The sequence below is a fragment of the Actinoallomurus soli genome (genome assembly GCF_024055715.1).
GTDB lineage: Bacteria > Actinomycetota > Actinomycetes > Streptosporangiales > Streptosporangiaceae > Actinoallomurus > Actinoallomurus soli.
In genome coordinates, this window is record NZ_JAMXMV010000003.1 from 209,951 (window position 1) to 227,087 (window position 17,137).

18 protein-coding genes are annotated in these 17,137 nt (G+C 71.8%); 7 read left to right on the forward strand and 11 right to left on the reverse strand.

Going from position 1 to position 17,137, the window contains the following annotated elements; genetic code table 11:
- Positions 1-63: 63 nt before the first annotated feature.
- The gene (locus tag NDW01_RS10175) at positions 64-900 is read right to left on the reverse strand and encodes a BKACE family enzyme (protein WP_252819172.1); all 837 of its coding nucleotides are present in this window, start codon (positions 898-900) and stop codon (positions 64-66) included.
- A 101-nt stretch (positions 901-1,001) separates the two neighbouring features.
- On the opposite strand from NDW01_RS10175, the gene dtd reads away from it, so the two are divergent.
- The 3 genes from dtd to NDW01_RS10190 all read left to right on the forward strand — a co-directional run bounded on the left by dtd (position 1,002) and on the right by NDW01_RS10190 (position 2,382).
- Positions 1,002-1,445: a D-aminoacyl-tRNA deacylase gene (dtd, locus tag NDW01_RS10180; RefSeq protein ID WP_252819174.1), complete on the forward strand. Its 444-nt coding sequence runs from the start codon at positions 1,002-1,004 to the stop codon at positions 1,443-1,445.
- A 122-nt stretch (positions 1,446-1,567) separates the two neighbouring features.
- On the forward strand, positions 1,568-2,029 hold the full coding sequence (locus tag NDW01_RS10185) for a hypothetical protein (protein ID WP_252819176.1): 462 nt from the start codon (positions 1,568-1,570) through the stop codon (positions 2,027-2,029).
- On the forward strand, positions 2,026-2,382 hold the full coding sequence (locus NDW01_RS10190) for a hypothetical protein (RefSeq protein WP_252819179.1): 357 nt from the start codon (positions 2,026-2,028) through the stop codon (positions 2,380-2,382). The genes NDW01_RS10185 and NDW01_RS10190 overlap by 4 nt, the downstream gene beginning before the upstream one ends.
- Before the next feature lie 70 nt (positions 2,383-2,452).
- Here NDW01_RS10190 and NDW01_RS10195 read toward each other — a convergent pair whose 3' ends face one another.
- The 4 genes from NDW01_RS10195 to NDW01_RS10210 form a co-directional block, all read right to left on the reverse strand.
- Positions 2,453-2,905: a hypothetical protein gene (locus tag NDW01_RS10195; protein WP_252819181.1), complete on the reverse strand. Its 453-nt coding sequence runs from the start codon at positions 2,903-2,905 to the stop codon at positions 2,453-2,455.
- 90 nt (positions 2,906-2,995) lie between these two features.
- Complete coding sequence (gene ygfZ / locus NDW01_RS10200; RefSeq protein ID WP_252819183.1) at positions 2,996-3,958, reverse strand: CAF17-like 4Fe-4S cluster assembly/insertion protein YgfZ; 963 nt, start codon at positions 3,956-3,958, stop codon at positions 2,996-2,998.
- Between the two features lie 10 nt (positions 3,959-3,968).
- On the reverse strand, positions 3,969-4,385 hold the full coding sequence (locus NDW01_RS10205) for a Fur family transcriptional regulator (RefSeq protein WP_252782431.1): 417 nt from the start codon (positions 4,383-4,385) through the stop codon (positions 3,969-3,971).
- Between the two features lie 509 nt (positions 4,386-4,894).
- A complete protein-coding gene (locus tag NDW01_RS10210) occupies positions 4,895-5,380 on the reverse strand; it encodes an FABP family protein (protein WP_252782433.1) in 486 nt (161 codons plus the stop codon).
- 89 nt (positions 5,381-5,469) lie between these two features.
- On the opposite strand from NDW01_RS10210, the gene NDW01_RS10215 reads away from it, so the two are divergent.
- From NDW01_RS10215 to NDW01_RS10225, 3 genes are all read left to right on the forward strand, one after another.
- A complete protein-coding gene (locus NDW01_RS10215) occupies positions 5,470-6,195 on the forward strand; it encodes an E3 ubiquitin ligase family protein (protein WP_252819185.1) in 726 nt (241 codons plus the stop codon).
- A 62-nt stretch (positions 6,196-6,257) separates the two neighbouring features.
- Positions 6,258-6,896, forward strand: coding sequence for an E3 ubiquitin ligase family protein (locus NDW01_RS10220; RefSeq protein WP_252819187.1), 639 nt, complete (start codon positions 6,258-6,260; stop codon positions 6,894-6,896).
- A gap of 10 nt (positions 6,897-6,906) precedes the next feature.
- The gene (locus NDW01_RS10225; protein WP_252819189.1) at positions 6,907-7,269 is read left to right on the forward strand and encodes a DsrE family protein; all 363 of its coding nucleotides are present in this window, start codon (positions 6,907-6,909) and stop codon (positions 7,267-7,269) included.
- Positions 7,270-7,426: 157 nt separating this feature from the next.
- Here the strand turns inward: NDW01_RS10225 and NDW01_RS10230 are convergent, their stop codons facing one another.
- Positions 7,427-8,851 carry a purple acid phosphatase family protein gene (locus NDW01_RS10230; protein WP_252819191.1) on the reverse strand — a complete coding sequence of 475 codons (1,425 nt, stop codon included), beginning with the start codon at positions 8,849-8,851 and terminating at the stop codon, positions 7,427-7,429.
- 227 nt (positions 8,852-9,078) lie between these two features.
- Entirely contained in the window at positions 9,079-9,660 is a 582-nt protein-coding gene (locus NDW01_RS10235; protein ID WP_252819193.1) for a thermonuclease family protein, read from the reverse strand.
- Positions 9,661-10,279: 619 nt separating this feature from the next.
- Between NDW01_RS10235 and NDW01_RS10240 the strand changes: the two genes are divergently transcribed.
- On the forward strand, positions 10,280-10,906 hold the full coding sequence (locus NDW01_RS10240) for a hypothetical protein (protein ID WP_252819194.1): 627 nt from the start codon (positions 10,280-10,282) through the stop codon (positions 10,904-10,906).
- Positions 10,907-10,940: 34 nt separating this feature from the next.
- On the opposite strand, the gene NDW01_RS10245 is transcribed toward NDW01_RS10240, so the two are convergent.
- From NDW01_RS10245 to NDW01_RS10260, 4 genes are all read right to left on the reverse strand, one after another.
- A complete protein-coding gene (locus NDW01_RS10245) occupies positions 10,941-11,285 on the reverse strand; it encodes a DUF5955 family protein (protein WP_252819196.1) in 345 nt (114 codons plus the stop codon).
- A gap of 11 nt (positions 11,286-11,296) precedes the next feature.
- Entirely contained in the window at positions 11,297-13,123 is a 1,827-nt protein-coding gene (locus NDW01_RS10250) for a hypothetical protein (protein ID WP_252819198.1), read from the reverse strand.
- A gap of 76 nt (positions 13,124-13,199) precedes the next feature.
- Positions 13,200-16,079 carry an ATP-binding protein gene (locus NDW01_RS10255; RefSeq protein ID WP_252819200.1) on the reverse strand — a complete coding sequence of 960 codons (2,880 nt, stop codon included), beginning with the start codon at positions 16,077-16,079 and terminating at the stop codon, positions 13,200-13,202.
- Positions 16,080-16,089: 10 nt separating this feature from the next.
- A complete protein-coding gene (locus tag NDW01_RS10260) occupies positions 16,090-17,094 on the reverse strand; it encodes a phosphotriesterase family protein (protein ID WP_252819202.1) in 1,005 nt (334 codons plus the stop codon).
- Positions 17,095-17,137 lie beyond the last annotated feature (43 nt).

Consider the following 17,137-nt stretch of genomic DNA (forward strand, 5'->3'; position numbering starts at 1 on the left):
AAGCGGGGTCGCGAAGTCGCCGGCCGGGAGCCTACGGCCGGTCGGGGCGTGGCCGGCTGGAGCCTACGGCCGGTCGGGGCGTGGCCGGACGCCCAGGAACGACCGCGCCTCGTCGGCCGGCATCGGGTCGCGCTGGGCGATCCGCGCGAGGGTCGCCGCCCGCTCCACGAGCTCGGCGTTGGCCGTCACCGGCCGCCCCTTGGCGTACGTCAGCGTGTCCTCCATGCCCACGCGCAGATGGCCCCCGGCCGCCAGCGCCGCGTACATCACCGGCAGGGTCGTCCGGCCGATCCCCGTCGCCGCCCAGGTGGCCCCGGCGGGCAGCGCCTCGACGGCGGCGACCAGCGTCCGGGCGTCCCCGGGCATCCCGCCCGGCACGCCCATCACCAGGTCGCAGTGCACGTGTCCCCCGTACGGCGGGCCGTACTTGTCCAGCAGCCGGTGCAGCGACGCGATGTGGCCGAGGTCGAACAGCTCGAACTCCGGCACGACCTGCCGCTCCTGCGTCCGCCGATACAGCTCGACCATGAACGACCACGGGTTCATGAAGACGTCGTCGCCGAAGTTCACGGTGCCGCAGGTCAGCGAGCAGGCGTCCGGCTCGGCGTCCAGGACCCGGAGCCGGTCCTCGTACGGGTCGGTGACCGCGCCGCCGGTGGACAGCTGAACGATGAGGTTCGTGCTCGCGCGCAGGGCGGCGACCGTGTCCCGCAGCCGCGCGAGGTCCAGGGTGGGCCGGGCCTCGGCGTCCCGGATGTGCACGTGGATGACGGCGGCGCCCGCGGCCTCGCACTCCTTGGCGGTCTGCACGAGCTCGTCGAGCGTGACGGGCAGCGCCGGGGCGTCGGCCTTGTCGGTCTCGGCCCCGGTCGGCGCAACTGTTATCAGCGTTCTGGCCATGGACAGCATGATTTCAAGACTAGAGGCGCTTTGGCGAGAAAATCTTTAGCAAAGCCGCCTGCCGGCCGACGGCGTCGGGCGCGTACGGCAGAATGCGGGGCGTGCGAGCGGTCGTTCAGCGTGTGAGCCGGGCCGACGTGACCGTCGAGGGTCGCGTCGTCGGCGCCATCGACGGACCTGGTCTCCTGGCCCTCGTGGGCGTGACCCACGACGACACCCCCGAGCAGGCGCGCAGGCTCGCGGCCAAGCTCTGGGGGCTGCGGGTGTTCGACGGCGCGGCGGAGGGGGCACCTGAGGCGTCCTGCTCCGACCTGGGCGCGCCGCTGCTCGTGATCAGTCAGTTCACCCTGTACGGCGACACCCGCAAGGGCCGCCGGCCGTCCTGGATCGCGGCGGCCCCCGGCCCCGTGGCCGAGCCCCTGGTCGACGAGGTCGTCGCGGAGCTGCGCCGCCTCGGCGCCCATGTCGAGACCGGCGCCTTCGGCGCCGACATGAAGGTCTCCCTCCTCAACGACGGCCCCATCACCCTCATCCTCGAGGTTTGATCAGGAAGTTCCATGGGGTTCGCGGGCGTGACGCGATGGGGCTGTGGTGGTTCCGCTAGTGCCGTAGGGAGGAGAAACGGGACCGGTTGACTTCGGAACATATTCCGAACTAGTCTGTGGCTGTGTCAACTCCTGTCGTTTCGTTCTCCGAGCTGTCGAAGAACTCCAAGCGGGTCGCCGAGACCGTCGAGCGTGCTCAGCGCGTGCACGTCACACGACGCGATGGTGAGGACCTGTACCTCACCACCGAACACCACGACCGGCAGCGGGAAGAGACCGCGGATGTCACCACCCGCCTGTTCACCGCGCTGATCAGCAGCGACGAAGGAGCTCGCGCCGTCCTGCTTGCCCTTCCGCAGGTGTTCCCCTGGGTGCGACACCTTTCGGCTGCCGAGGTGCGCGAATTCGTCGTCGATCTTGTGAATGCCATTCGTGACGCGGCCGAGCTGAACGTACATGCCAGCCTGCATCGTGTCATCGTGGAATGGCGCGCCACGGCACGGATTCTGGCCGATCCAGAACTGACCGCTCAGCTCACGGCGCCCCTGCCCGGGGAAGATTTCGGAGAGGTTCCTGAGCCGTGAGCCCGAAACGCGGCGACGACGTCGCGCCACCGCCGGTCGGCGACGAGTGGCGCCTCCGCTTCGCCACCAACGACGCGGCCAAGGGCTGGGCGGAGCTGTGTAACGAGGCTCCAGGTAACACTCGGCGATGCTACGAGGCGCTACGAAGCAACCCGCTCTCCTCGCGTGATCCTGATCGACAGCACCGGTTGCGCGGCCGCTTGGCCACGGCGATCCTCGCTGGTGCCGAGTACCCGCAATGGGAGTACGAGGTCACCGCGGGCGGTCGCGTACGGTACCTCGTCGATCAGAACAAACGAATCGTCTATCTCGTCTACGCTTCACCACGACATCCGAAGGATACGGATACCTGACGTGGCATTCGCGGCAGCGACTGTGGCGTGGGACGTCGACCGATCCGCACCGCGCTGTCTCGCGCGAAGCCTAGGAGCTCAAGCCGACCAGGGCGGCGATCAGGGCGATGAGGGTGCCGGCGGCGGCGAAGGCCAGGACGTTCCGGTCGTTCTCCGCCAGCTTGGCGCGGACGGTCGGGGAGTAGACGACCATCCCGGTGTCGCGGTTCGGGTCGGGGGCGCTCTCCCGCCGGAACGGGTTGGGCAGCCGCGCCGCGCCCCACAGCGCGTCGTTCTTCACCTGCTGGTGCGCGGCGGAGCACGCGAACAGGCGCCCGCGGATCGGCTCGTGGCAGGCGAACCCCTGCCGGGTCATCACCCGGCAGGTCGTCGGCACGAGCGAGAACTCATACAGGCACCAGCACAGCAGCGCGATGAGCGCCAGCCGCCACGATGTCAGCAGCACGGCGGCCACCAGCAGCACACCGATTCCGATCCACCAGACGTAGCCGGGTTCGCGCACCCGCCGCCGCCGTCGCCCCATGTGATCTTTCCTCGTCGATGTCTCGTCCGACGGAGAAAACCCTGCCATGTGCGCCGCCCATCATGATCCGGTTCTCGGCGATTTACGGACTTATCGGCGTCGAAGATCGATTTTGGCGTTGGCTCCGGTGTCCGGCGGGACGACGACCTCCTGCGCGGCCGCGACCCCACCGGCCAGCAGCGGCTCGTCGACCGGGACGTTCCGCTTGATCAGGCCGAGGGCGATCGGCCCGAGCTCGTAGTGGCGGGCGGCGGAACCGACGAACCCGACCGTACGGCCGCCGGCCTCGATCGGCTCGCCGTGGGCCGGCAGCCGGTCGACGCTGCCGTCGAGGTGCAGGAACACCAGCCGCCGGGGCGGGCGGCCGAGATTGTGGACGCGGGCGACCGTCTCCTGGCCGCGGTAGCAGCCCTTGTCGAGGTGGACGGCCACGTCGATCCAGCCGACCTCGTGCGGGATCGTCCGGTGGTCGGTGTCCAGCCCGAACCGGGGCCGGTGCGCGGCGATGCGCAGCGCCTCGTACGCCCACAGGCCCGCCGGCCGCGCCTGCCAGTCGCGCTCCAGATCCTTGCGGGGCACGATCAGGCCGTCCGTCGTCACCAGGGCGTCCCCGGGCGGCTCCGCGCCGGTCAGCGTCACGACGGCGTACGCGTCGGACTCGTCGGTGACCTCGACCCGCATCATGAACCGCATCGAGTCCAGGAAGCGCGCGAGCTCAGCCGCCGCACCCGGCTCGACGTGCACCCAGACCGCCTCACCGTCGTCGACCAGGACGAGGTGGTGCTCCACGTGGCCGTGCGGGCTGAGCAGCAGGGCCTCGGTCGGCGTGTGCGGCGGCAGCGCCTCCAGGTGCTGGCTGGTGAGGCTGTGCAGGAAGCGCAGGCGGTCCGCGCCCGCGATCCGTACGACGCCGCGGTTGCTCCGGTCGACGATCGCCGCGCCCGACTCCAGGGCGCGCTGCTCGGCGAACGGCTCGCCGTAGTGCGCGGCGACCCCCTCGTCCGGCGGATCGGCCGGTACGGCTCCGGGCGTGCTCAGCAGCGGGCTGTCCATGACCGCAAGACTACGTCGTCCGGCAGTCGCGGCAACGGCCGTAGACCGTGAGGTGCTGCACGTCGGTTTCGAAGCCGTAGTCCTGCTCCAGGACGTCGACCAGACCCTTCGCGACGGCCGGCGTGACGTCGTAGACCTCGCCGCACCCCCGGCACACCAGGTGGACGTGGTCCGCCTCGGTGGCCAGGTGGTAGGTCGGCGGCTTGTGCCCCAGGTGGGTGTGCTTGACCAGCCCGAGCTGCTCGAGCAGCTCCAGGGTCCGGTAGATCGTGGAGATGTTGACGCCGCGCGCGGTCCGCTGCACCTCGGTGCAGATCTCCTCGGGGGTGCCGTGCCGCAACGCGGTGACCGCCTCCAGCACGAGCTGGCGCTGCGGGGTCACGCGATAGCCCCGCGCCCTCAGCTCCTCGTGCCATGGTTCCGCCACGACGCCGAGTTTATGTCCCCGGCCGCCGTCCCGCCGGGCCTCGCGGATGACCGGTCGGACGGAACGTCCGGAAAATCGACTTGCCTTCGGCTCGGCGGCGACCTAATCTGCGGGCTAAGCGGGAAAGGAGGTGGTCCGAAAGTATGCATAGTACGAGGACTCGTGAGGTGGCTGTCCGTTAGCCGCTGTCCCCCCTCAGCCCCGCCCCGAAGCGGGTGAGGCGACCGGCCGAGGACGCGGCCGGCGAATACCAGGCAGACACCCGACCCCCGGGCCGGTCGACCCAGTCCTGTCGACCCCTGCGACAGCAGGAGCAGCCCGGGGGTTGTCCTTTTCTCCGGGACGATCCCCTACGACTTCTCCGGACGACCCGCTGCGGCTTCACCGGACCGTCGACGGCGGCTCTCCGGGCGGGCCGGCTCACCGGGCGGTCGCCCGGCAGGGCCTCCCGAGGATCCCGCGACGGGCCGGCTTCGGGAGCCGGGCCGGGCCCGGCTCCCCCTTGACTCTCAGGACACGCGCTTGAGCTGGGCCGACAGGTGCGACTGCAGGGCCTGTCCCTCCGCCGCCATGTCGTACGCGTAGCCCAGATCCTCACCGATCAGCCCGTACAGCCGCTTGCCCGCGGTGTACTCCTTCGCCGTCTCGGTGCGCGCCACGATGTCCGTGGCCAGCTCCACCCGGTTGAACGCCGCCTGGCCGACGTAGATCTCGGCGATGCCGGTCGGGTGCGCGAGGACGAGCTCGACCTTCCCGCCCGGGTGCGCGCGCCAGTAACCGGTCTCGCGGGCGAGGGGAGCCGCGAGGTTGCCTTCATCGTCCAACCGCCAGGTGCGGCTCGTGTAGATCAGGTACGGCTTGCCGATGTGGCTGAAGGAGATCTCCTGTCCGAAACGGAAGCTCTCGATCGTCGGATAGCCGCCGACCCCGGCGCCCTCCCAGTCTCCGAGGAGGAACGCCAACGGCTCGAGGTCGGGATGCAGCTCAGGTTCCATGTTCGGCCAGCGTAGTGGCCCCCGCGCGGGCGGCGACACCCGCTCGCGACGCAGGATGATGCCCGGAATGACCCCCCGGAGGTAGCGGCGTGTTGATCCCCTTGATCGTTGTTCTGCCCGGCGTCGTGCTCCTCATCTGGGCGTACGTCCAGCAGCGCAGGCACGCCGCGATGGCCGCGACGCCGACCCGTACCTGCGCCGAGATCGCCGAGTACGACCGGCCCGTCACCTGCGAGGTCAAGGGCACCGCCGCGCCCGGGCCACAGGGTCCGGTCCCGGCGCCGTTCTCCGGGCGACCGTGCGTCTGGCACCGCACCAAGGTGACCGTCCGCTACGAGCACCATGAGGAGCGCGACGGCAAGACGGTGACGACGACGCGCGAGCGGACCGTGCACGACGAGACGTACGGAGCGCCGTTCAGCGTCCGCGACGCGACCGGGGAGATCACCGTGGTGCACGAGGGCCGGTCGGTCGACCATGTCGCCCGATCCCTGTCGCACTACGAACCGGCGGGCCGCGACGTCAACCTGTTCGGCCTGCGCCTGCGGGTCAACTTCAGCAACGTGAAAGGTCACCGCTACGAGGAGTGGATCATCTCGGACGGCCAGCCGATGTACGTTCTCGGCGCCGCGGCGGCGGAGGACGGGCGGCTCGTCATGCGCGACCCCGCCGCCGGGCCGTTCCTCATCTCGACGCGGTCGGAGGAGGCACTGTCGTCGGCGCTCCGGGCCCGCTTCCTGAGCGGTTACATCCTCGGCGGGGCGGTCATCGCCGGCGGCCTGATCTGGCTCGCGGTGAAGTTGATCAACGGGTGAACCGATCGCGTCCCCGCCGCGTCTGATGGTCCCGGGTTCGAGGAGGACGGTTGTACGCGCTGATGACACTGATCACGGCCGGAGTCGAGGCGGGCGCCGACGCGATGGCCAAGAAGATCGGCCAGGCGCGCCGACGACGGGCCCTTGGCGCCGCCGAACCCCTCGTCGGCAACGCGCCAGGGGCGCCCCGCGAGGTCACCGGCCAGGCGGTGGCCGGCCCGGCCGGCCCGCTCACGGCGCCGCTGTCGGGGCGGCCCTGCGTCTGGTACTCCGTCACCGTCTCCGAGCGGTACTGGGCCTGGCGGCCGGGCCCCCTCGGGCCGACCCGGGTCGTCCGTGATCTCAAGGCGGCGGAGCGGACCAGCGGCCCGCTGTACGTCGCCGGTGACACCGCCGCCGTACGCGTCGACGCGCACGGCGCCGAGCTGGAGCCGGCCGAGCCGTCGTTCGCGGAGTTCGAGGACTCGCCGTACGGACCGCTGGCCGCGCGGCTCGCGACGCTGCTGGGCGCCCCTCCGCGCCCGCGCCACCGGGACCGGACCATCGGCTTCCTCGTCGAGGAACGCCTCGTCGTGGCCGGTGAGCCGCTCCGGGTCGTGGGGGCCGCTCGTACCGAATTGGGGGACCTGGTCCTTGGGAAGAGCGCACTGCTGCCACTGATCATCTCGCGGCGCGTGCCGGTTTCCGGCCCGGGCGACTAGTGTGCCGGATATGGCACGATCACTCGTCATCAAGGTGACGGCGGGCGCCGACGCGCCCGAGCGCTGCAACCAGGCGTTCACGGTGGCCGCGGCCGCCGTCGCCAGCGGTGTCACCGTTTCCCTCTGGCTGACCGGCGAATCATCCTGGTTCGCACTGCCCGGGCGGGCCAAGGAGTTCGAGCTGCCGCACGCGACCCCGCTGGAGGACCTGCTCGGGATCGTCCTGTCGGCCGGCCGGGTCACGGTCTGCACGCAGTGCGCGGCGCGCCGGGACATCACCGACGACGAGGTGCTGCCCGGCATCCGCATCGCGGGCGCGCCGACGTTCGTCGAAGAGGTCATGACCGAAGGCGCCCAGGCCCTCGTCTACTGACCGCGAGCGGCACCCGCCCGCCGCCCGCCGGCCGCGGGCCGTACGCGCACGCGTCAGCGGGCCGCGGGTCGCGCGGCGGCCGTTCGCGAACGCGGAAGGGGCCGCGAGCCGACCGCGGGCCGTACGGCTCGGCAAGGCCGCAGGCCGCACGCACGCGTCAGCGGGCCGGGCGCAGGCCGGACAGGTCGCGGGCGGTCACGCTGTTACGGTCCGCGGCCGACGGGCCGAACGAGAACTGCGGCCACAGCCCGTCGATCTCCTGCCGGCTGCGTTCGCTCCACTCTCTGGCGAGGTCGTCACGGGTCTTGTAGAAGTTCAGCGCGTAGCCGCCGCTGTGCACGCGGAGCAGGTTGAACCCGCCGGGATACTCCTTGGTCGCGCCGACCTCCTGCTGGGTCACGTGGCGGCTGCCGGGCAGGACCGTGCGCTTGTTGCGGTGCGTGTGCCCGGCGTGGTGCAGGAACACGCCCGGCGTCCGCTCGTACGCCGCCATGACCGCGACCGTCTGCCCGACGTTGAGAGAAGTGCCGCCGGCCGCCGCGAGCGGGTCGTCGAGGGACAGCAGGGGGTGGTGGCCGAACACGAGCGTCGGCTGGTCCTTGTGCGCCTTCAACGCGGCCTCGAACCAGGCGAACTGCTCCTCGGACAGACCGCCCGCGTCGCCTCCGTTGCCCGCCTTGTCGTAGGTGTCGAGCCCGATGACGCGCAGGCCGCTCAACTCGTGGCTGAAGTACGTCGGCCCGTCGGAGAACACGTCGCGGAAGCAGTCGTGGCCCTGCCACTCGCCGACCCGGCAGGCGGCGTACGCGTCGCCGTCGTGGGCGCGGTCGTGGTTGCCGCGTGCGACGAGGTAGTCGCGGCGGTAGGTGCCGAAGCCGTCGAGGATCCGCTTGGCCTCGTCCAGGTCGCCGGGCACCGCCTCGGAGGACACGTCCCCGGCCGCGAGAAGGTAGGTCGCGCCGCGCTTCCGCGCGTCCCGGACCATCGCCTCCGCCATGATCTTCGGGTACGGCGGCCGCCCCGGAGCCTGCGAGATCCCCTTGAACGGCAGCCCGCCGACCAGCCCGGCGACGGTCTCGCCCAGGTGCAGGTCGTTGCACAGCGCGATGGAGAACAGGAAGCGCCCGGGCGGCGGCTGCGGCGTCGTGAACGAGAAGGTGTCGCCGCCCAGAGGGGTGCCGGCGGCACCGGCCACCGAGGTCTGCGACGCCGACCGCCCTCCCGAGCGCGCCTGGTAGTAGTACGTCCGGCCGGGCTCCAGCCCGGTCACCTCGACATAGTGGTATGGCGTACGGGCGGTCTCGCCGACGACGCGGGTCAGCCGTCCCGGCCGCGTGCCGATCAGGATCTCGCCGTCGGCCGCGGCGGGCCGCATCCGGCCGAGGCCGTCGTCCGTCCCGGAGACGCCGGTGTACCAGGTGAAGACGGCGCTCGTCTCGGTGAGCGTGACGAGCTCGAGATTGACCGGCCGTACGTCGGACGCCCGCGCCCGCGTCTCACCGATCACCGGCATGAGGGAGAACCCGGAGAGGATCACGCTCAGGCGCAGCAGGTCCCGGCGGCCGGGCCGACAGCAGAACATGGGCCGGACGCTAAGCCGCCACGGCGCTCAGGTCCATAGCGGCACAGCGACAACACCCGAGTCAGGCCACACCCGGCCACCGCCTGCCACCGAAGATCGCCGGCCGGGAGCGAAGACGGAGGCCCAGGGTTGTCCACAGGTTGTGCACAAGCCCGTGGCCGCGCGGCGTGCCCTCGGATCAGCGGCGGGCTCCGCACAGCTCCACGCCCGCACGGCGCGCCCCGCGATCAGCGGCAGGCTCCCCACAGCCCCACGCCCGCACGGCGCGCCGCCGCCTCCGCGGCGCCGAGCACGGCGGCGTAGCGGGTGTCGGGCGGAACGACCAGCGCGCGGGCGAAGCCGTTCCGTACGAGGCTCGCGGCGACGAGGGCGCCCCTGTTCGTCCACAGGTGGAGGAGCCGGCGGCCGAAACGGTCGTCGGGGGCCCGGTCGGCCGCGACGCGCACCTCGGCGCCGGCCGGGGTCAGCCGGCGGAGGGCGCGGGTCGCCTGGACGCCGAAGCAGTCGTGACGGGCCCAGGTCTCCGGCGCGTCCACCCCGATGAGCCGAACCCGCCGGCTCCGGCCGCCGATCCGCAGGACCAGCGTGTCCCCGTCGACGACACGCACGACGCGCGCCGTCCGCGCGCCGTGCGGCGGTCCCGGCCCCGTTCCGTCGCGCTCCCGCCCGGCCGCCTCGCCTCCGGTCCTCGCGGAGGCGGTGTGCGGCAACCGCCGCAGGCCGTTCCGAGGGGATCCCGACCCCACGGCCGGGGCGACGGCACAGATCGCCCCGAGGATCCCCGCCCCGACGAGCGCCCATCTCCTCATGACCAGGAGTATCCGATACGGCACCGACAGTCATCGGTCGACTTCGTGATCGAGGCGTGTCCTTCGACGGTCCATACGTGATCGTCATTAGGCAGAATCTCCTCCTGGGAGGGAGAAGCGGATGAAGTGTCCGGCATGTGACAGCCACACGCCTTCAGGGCGTCCGACGTGTACTCGCTGCGGGGCGTCCCTCCCCGCGATCGATCCGCACCCGGGACCGGAGATCCCACCGCACGGCCAGGCCCCACCGCCGGAGCTGAAGAGACCGGCTGAACGCGGTCCTTTCCAACCGCAGGACGGTGAGACCGTCGAATCCGCGCCGGTCGAGACCGAACCGGTCGGCACCGGGTCGGCAGAGGAGAAGCGGGCCGAGGCGCCGCTCGACGCATTAACGCCACCGATCGAAGCCGGGCTCGCCGGAGAGCGTACGGCGTCGCCCCCGGGTGGCTTCGCCGAAGACGGGGGCGAGCCGGGCTCCCTCCCGGACACCTCCTGGGGCGAGGAGAACGGCATCCGGCCGTGGGAAGCTCTGCCGACCGCATGGGACACGGCCGCCCGGCGGCGGCACGGGCACCGCAAGGCCCCGGACGGCAGGCGGAGGCGGTGGGTCGTTCCCGTGGTGACCGCCGGACTCGTCGCCGTCTCCTCCGTCGGCCTGGCTCTCGGGCTCGCCCTACCCAAAGGCTCTCATCCGGCGCCAACGCGACGTACGGGCCCGGAGCCCAGCGAGGCACTCCCGACCGGGCAACCGAGCAGCCCGGGGACCGGCGAGTCGTCGCCGGAGGCCGGTGAGTCGCCGTCGGACTCCCCGGGGCAGGCCAACGCGGTCAACGCCATCCTGAGCGCGGGCAAGGACGCCCACGACAGGCTGTCCGTCAGCCTTACCACCTGCGACGACCTCGTCGCGGCGATCCCGGTCTTCCAGGAGGTCGTCCAAGACCGGCAGGGTGAACTCACGCAAGTCCGGCAGGTCACGACAGACCGGCTGCCCGGGGGAGCCGAGCTCAAGCAGGCGATGATCGACGCCTACACGAGCTCGCTGGACGCCGACAAGGCTTACCTCGCCTGGGCCCAGGAGGCGCAGACGCAGGGATGCGACGGGGAGGACCTTCCCCAGTCCGCGAACCACGACGCCGCCATGGCCGCGAACGACGAGGCGGGACCGGCGAAGCGCCGGGTCGTCGCGCTGTGGAACCCCATCGCGCAGAGCCAGGGCCTGCCCACCTACCAGTGGAACGAGTTGTAGGGAGCCGTCAGGGACCGGCTCGCAGGGCACGCCGTCAAGGCAGGCGGACGCCGAGTTTGGCGGCGACCTCCTTCACCGCGACGGCCAGCGCGCCGACCGCCGCGACGCGTTCGGACAGCCGCTTGAGGGTGTCGGCGAGGCGTCGTTCGTCCGGCTTCTCCTTTCGGGCCTGATCCCGTACGTCATCGAGGTCGGCGCGGGCCTCATCGCCCTCCTCGAGCCGCGGCGCGTGCTCGTCGAGCAGCCGTTCCAGGCGCGTCAGCGCGTCCTCGGCGGCGGGGGACCCGGCGACGCCGATGGTCATGTTGCGGTTGTCCTGCGTGCCGGAGCCGGTGTTGATCGGCCCCTGGTTGCCACCGCTGATGTTGAGGTCGCCCATGCCTTCCTCTCCTAGTTGGTCGTCATGCCCCGGTTGTCCTGCGTGCCGGAGCCGGTGTTGATCGGGCCGTAGTTACCGCCATTGATCATCACGCTCTGCTCGATGATCTGGTTGGCCTGCATGCGGTACGCCGACACGTCGATGTCGTGGCTCTGCAGATGGTCGAGCACGGCCTCGTGCAGCCGCCGCTCGATGAGCCGGGAGTACTTGTGCGCGTCGAGGACCTGCAGGTACGTCGGGAGCGTGTCCTCGGCGGCCAGTTCCCGTACGCTCAGCCGGGCGCCGTAGTCGTACGCCGTGAAGCGCTCAGGGCGCTGGTCGGCCCGGAGCCGGGCGAAAGCCATCTGGGCAAGCGTGCGGATCACCCGGAACGGCGCGAAGACACCATCGCTCAGCGCGGCGAGCCAACGGTGCCGCACCGCCAGCCCGATGAGCGCCGCATCGGTGCACGAGGCCAAGTGGTCGATCAGGTGATACTCCCGGCGGATGGGTGGCAGTACGTCGGCCACGAACTGCGCGTAGAGCATGTGCCCCTCCACCGCGAGGTAGATGAACACCGACACGACGATGTCCTGGTCCTCGGCGGGCGCGATGATCCGCCCGGCGGCGTCGCGGACCGCCTGGCCCTCCGCTCCGACGGTGACGCGCTGGTAACAGCGGACGCCGCCCTGGGGATGCCGGATGATCGACTCCCGGGACGCCTCCGTCGCCTTGGAGTACGGCACCCTCGCCGATCCGTCGATCAGGGGATGACCGGCGTAGTCCGGCAGGTCTCCGCCGGGCTCGGAGGGCCGCGGGTACTGCGTGCAGACGCCGCGCGCCACGACGTGGTAGTCGATGTTGAGCCCGGCGATCCGTTCGTTCGCCGGGAGGCGCAGGCGTGGGTCGGACCGGTCCGGCCGGTCGTCCTCAGCGGTCGGCCATTCCTCGCTCATCGCCATGAGCCGGCGGCGCACGTGCTCATGCAGTGCCACCGGGTCGATGGCCTGCGGTGTTCCGTCCGGCGTGGCGGGGCGGTCGAGTTCCACCACGATCGACCAGGCCCTGGCCCACGGGGAGTCGGGCGCCCCGGAGCCGAGGAAGGGGTTGCCGCCGGAGTAGAGGGTGACGTTCCCGACCTGGGCGTCGACCAGCCGCTGGGCGTGGTGCCGTACGCGCTCGGTGAGAACGTCCAGCGGCGGTGTCGGGGTTCCGGGCGCGAGATCCGTGCGCATGTTCCGGAAGACCAGCACCTGCCAGCCGAACGGGATGCCGAGCATCGCGAGCCCCAGCAGGAAGGTGCACGCGAGGTACAGCGCCACCTGCCCCTCGGCGTTCGCCGGCACGATCGGCGACCCATCGGTCATCGACGAGTTCGTCGAGGCCAACCCGGCGAGGATGAACCAGGCGAGGACCAGCCCCTGGGTGAGCAGCCAGAAGATGAAGTAGGACGCCGCCAGAGCCCAGGCGATCTTGAAACGTCGGCGCCAGTCGAACCGTCGCCAGGGTACGAGCCGGACGGCGGCGAACGGCAGGGCCAGCGAGAAGTAGGTCAGCAGAGCGGGCGGACTGATCAGCAGGGATCCGATCAGGAGCGCCCAGATCGTGACGTCACGGATGAGCTGCAGCCGACGCGCGCGGAGGGAGTGCGAGATCACCGGTCCGACGTCGAAGCCGTACGACGGGACGACGGCGCGGTGCTCGGCGTCGACGAGTTCGCCGATGACCTTCCGGCAGAAGCGCTCGTCGAGATACGCGGCGGCGCAGAGATACCGGGTCGCGTCGGTCATGCGGCGCGGGATCCCGCCCCGCCGCGCGTGCTGGAAATGACCCTCGATCCGCACCGACTCCGCCACCATGCGGGGATGGTAAACACCCCTCGCCGCCGGTTCCGGGCGGAAGCCGGGAGATGATCCCCGATCGTGACATCGAGAGTCAGCCGGAGAAAGGCGGCGGACCGTCCGCGTCGGCGAGGCGCGCGATGAGGCGCTCCGGCCAGGACAGGACGTGGGGCAGCCAGGCCGCCCGCATCGTGTCCGCGACGTGCCGGAGGCGTTCGCCGGCGTCGACGCCGATCGCGACGACCGCGAGGTCGCGGTCGAACTCGGCGTGGTCGTCGCCGCCGAGGATCGCCGTCCGGGCGATCGGCCGGTTCGCGTCCAGGGCCATCGAGAGGGGGTGCCGGCGCAGCGCGCGGACCCGGTGGCCGAACAGCGGCTCCGCGGGCTCCCGGAGCCCCGGCAGCTCGTGGTCCAGCGGCGGCGCGGGGGCGTACTTGTCCGGCACGCCCTGCCCGGCCGGGAACAACCGGTCCATCTCGTGCAGCCAGCGCAGCTGCGGGATCACCCACTCGGCGCCGGGCCGGACGCCCGCCAGGCCCGTCTCCCCACCGAGCAGCCGGTCGGCGACGCCCGCGATGGTGGCGGTGAGCCGCTCCGGCGCGTACGCGGTGCGGAGCGCCTCCGAGCGACGGCCGACGGCGCGGTCGAGGACGGTCGCGAGCGCGCACTCGCGCAGGCGTGCGGGCTGCGCCGCCCATTCGAGGCGGAGGTCGGCCGGTACGGCCGGCACCGTGCGGTCGGCCACGTGGGCCAGGACGAGCGCGTCCGCCCACACCCGGAGCCACGCCCACGCGGCGTCCGACGCGAGCAGGTCGGCCTCTCGCAGCTCGTACAGCGAGCACGCCCGGCCGTCGCGGCACTCTTCCCCGCAGGCGGCCGACCGGCGGCCCGCGACCGGCGGAACGGGACCGGGCAGCACGCGCTCCCGGTCCTGCCCGAGCGGCACGCGGATCCGTACGGGGCGGTCCATGCCGTCGGCGAACGCGGCGGCCACGCCCGGCGGCAGGGACACGACCTCGCGGGACTGATGGTCGTCGAGGTTCATGGCGGCGCCGACGAGGCGGCGGTCGTCGTGGGCGGGCAGCCGGTGGACGACCTTGAGCGCGGTGTTCTTGACGACGTCGGGGACGAGCTTGGTGGGGATCTGCTCGGCCACGACGATGCCCTCGCCGTACGCGCGGATCTCGGCGAGCATTCCGGCGAACAGCTCGACGGCGTGGGCTCCGGCGCTGTTCTCGCCGCGGTTGCGCAGCAGGCGGTGCGCCTCCTCGATGACGATCACGTGGCCGAGGCCGCTCGGCGTGCGCCCGCTGCGGGCCTGCAGCCGCAGGTGCTCGACGATCCGGATGATCAGCGTTCCGATGAGGAAGGCCTTGTCCTCGTCGTTGGAGATGTCCTCGATCGCGAACACGACGTTGCGGCTCAGCAGTCCCGGGATGTCGGCGGGGTGGCCGCCCTCGAAGAACCGGCCCGCCGAGCCGATGCGCAGCGACCGGAGCCGTACGTCGACGAAGCCCCGGACGTCGGCCATCAGCTCCTTGCCGTAGCCGACGTCGCCGATGACGTCGAGGGCGGCGTTCTGCAGCTGCTCCAGGGTCGGGACGGCCGGTTCGATCGGTGAGCCGGGCCGGCCCCGGCCGGTGACGACGTCCCAGCCGTTCGCCTCGTACACGCGCTGCAGCGCCTGCGACATGATCTGCGGGAACGGCTCCTCCGCGTCGAACGCGGCCTGGAACAGCGCCCGGACCATGTCGATGTGCGCCTGCACCGGGTATCCGGGCTCGGGTGCCAGCGGGTTCACCGAGAGGGGCACCGCGGAGGGGTCGGAGGGGTTGATGACGGTGACCGGCGCGCCGACGCGGCCGGACATCGCGGCGTACTCGGACTTCGCCGGTTCGATGGCGAGCCAGGGGATGCCGCTGCGGGTGAGCTGTTCGAGCAGGTGCCGGACGGTCTGCGACTTGCCCGACCCGGTGGACCCGGTGACGAAGACGTGGCGGTTGAGGGTCTGCAGCGGCACCGTGAAGGTCCCGACCCGGCGGTCCTGGCCGTCGAGGATCGCGCCGAGCCCGACCCCGGGCCCGTCGGCCGCGGTCTCGGCGCCGACCTCGGAGGTCACGTCGAAGTAGCCGGCGTCGAGGACGCGCAGGCCCGGCACCTCGCGGCGGGGCAGCCCGGCGAGCGCGGACAGGGCGCCCGCCGTCGCGGCGAACGGCGAGCGCAGGTCCTGGTCCTGCGTGTCGACGTGCACGGCCTCGTGGAAGCGTACGGGCCGCGCGCCGGAGCGGAGGCGGTACGGGTGGTGGCTGAGCTCCACCGAGCCGACGAGCACCGGGGCGATCTGTTCGAGCGCCTGCGCCGACTCGGCGCCCGCGAGGACCCGGACGTTCCACAGGCCGGCCTCCTGGAACGCGTCGAGCTCGGCGAGGCGGCGTTCGAGGCGCTCGACGGCGAGCTCGTCGTCGCCCCGGCGGCGCATCTGCAGTTCGTACTGCAGGTCGGTGACCTGGTCGCGAAGCACCTGCTCACCGCACTGCTCGGCGATGACGAGCCAGCCGAACGGCCGGTCCATGAGCGTCACGAGCGTCGACTCGAACAGGCTCGGGCCGGTGTCCGCGCGGGACGAGGCCAGCGGCGGCGCCAGCCGCGCCGGGCAGCGGGTCCACGTCATCGCGGCGGCGTCGTCGAGCCACTCATCGCCGATCGGGACGCCGCGGGCGCCGTGCGGGAACAGCAGCCCCTGCTGCCGGTCGTGCGTGAGGTGCAGCGGACCGGCGTTGGTGATCAGCTGGAGCGGCGCCCCGCCGCCGCGTGACATCCAGCCCACGACGAACGGCCGCCGGCCCTGCGCCGCGGACAGCACGGCCGGCAGCACGGTCACGAAGTCCCACTCCGCCGACGCGGCGTGCGCGGGCGACAGGATCGCCTGAATGCGGTACCACGGCCCCTGGAGTCCCCCGGTCACACCTGCCACACCGGAAGGATTACAGGGCCGCGCCCGCCATGCCAGCCACCGTGAAGTAGCGCCGCGGGTTGCCGACGAGCATCTGGTCGAGCTGCGCCTCGGAGACGCCCAGCTCGCGCAGCGCGGGCAGCACGTCATCGCTGATGTGCTCGTAGTTCCAGTTGGGCATCGCGGCGGACCGTATCTGGTCCTGATTGCCGCCCAGCCAGTCGATGAAGCAGCTCGCGTCGTGGCTGAGCACCATGCGGTCGGCGTAGCCGCGCTCGCACAGGGCCGCGATCGTACGGACGCGGTCCGGCGTGGGGTTGTAAATGTCCAGCCCGAACCGGTCCATCCCGAGGATCGCCCCGGTATCGGCCAGTTCCATGAGGTAGTCGAGGTCGTTGCTGTCCCCTGCGTGCCCGATGACCACCTTGGACAGGTCGACCCCCTCCTCGCGGAACAGGGCCAGAGCCTGCCGGCCCGTCTGGGCCGGGGCTGAGGTGTGCACGGTGATCGGCGCGCCCGTCTCGCAGTGGGTGCGCGCGACGGCGCGGGCGATCCGCTCGACGCCCGGCGTGAGGCCCTTGGCCTCGATCGCGCATTTGAGGAACGCCGCTTTGACGCCGGTGTCCCCGATGCCCTCGACGATGTCGCGGGTGAAGTCCTCGACCATCGGCTCCGGCACATCGACCAGCAGCCCCGGCCCCCGGTTCTCGTACTGGAAGGGCAGCGCGTCGTAGGAGTAGAGCCCGGTCGCGACGATGATGTTCAGGTCCGGCACCTGCTCGGCGATCCGCTGGATGCGCGGGACGTAACGGCCGAGGCCCCACACCGTCGGGTCGACGATCGTGGTGATCCCCTTGGCCACGATGGCGCGGAGCTTGGCCACCGCGTCGGTGACGCGTTCCTCCTCGTCCCACCACGCCCCGGCACCGTAGTTCTGGGCGTACTCGGTGGACAGGACGAAGACGTGCTCGTGCATCAACGTCCGCCCCAGCACGGAGACGTCGACGGTGCCGCGAACGGTCTCGACAGTGGGCACGGAACGGGCCTCCCTCGGTGCATACCGACCAGTCGGTACGAGA

Coding starts and splice junctions, on each gene's coding strand:
- NDW01_RS10245 (WP_252819196.1), bottom strand. CDS start 11,285: ATGGGCGACCTCAACATCAGCGGTGGCAACCAGGGGCCGATCAACACC.
- NDW01_RS10220 (WP_252819187.1), top strand. CDS start 6,258: ATGACACTGATCACGGCCGGAGTCGAGGCGGGCGCCGACGCGATGGCC.
- NDW01_RS10175 (WP_252819172.1), bottom strand. CDS start 900: ATGGCCAGAACGCTGATAACAGTTGCGCCGACCGGGGCCGAGACCGAC.
- NDW01_RS10230 (WP_252819191.1), bottom strand. CDS start 8,851: ATGTTCTGCTGTCGGCCCGGCCGCCGGGACCTGCTGCGCCTGAGCGTG.
- NDW01_RS10225 (WP_252819189.1), top strand. CDS start 6,907: ATGGCACGATCACTCGTCATCAAGGTGACGGCGGGCGCCGACGCGCCC.
- NDW01_RS10210 (WP_252782433.1), bottom strand. CDS start 5,380: ATGGAACCTGAGCTGCATCCCGACCTCGAGCCGTTGGCGTTCCTCCTC.
- NDW01_RS10195 (WP_252819181.1), bottom strand. CDS start 2,905: ATGGGGCGACGGCGGCGGCGGGTGCGCGAACCCGGCTACGTCTGGTGG.
- NDW01_RS10235 (WP_252819193.1), bottom strand. CDS start 9,660: ATGAGGAGATGGGCGCTCGTCGGGGCGGGGATCCTCGGGGCGATCTGT.
- ygfZ (WP_252819183.1), bottom strand. CDS start 3,958: ATGGACAGCCCGCTGCTGAGCACGCCCGGAGCCGTACCGGCCGATCCG.
- NDW01_RS10250 (WP_252819198.1), bottom strand. CDS start 13,123: ATGGTGGCGGAGTCGGTGCGGATCGAGGGTCATTTCCAGCACGCGCGG.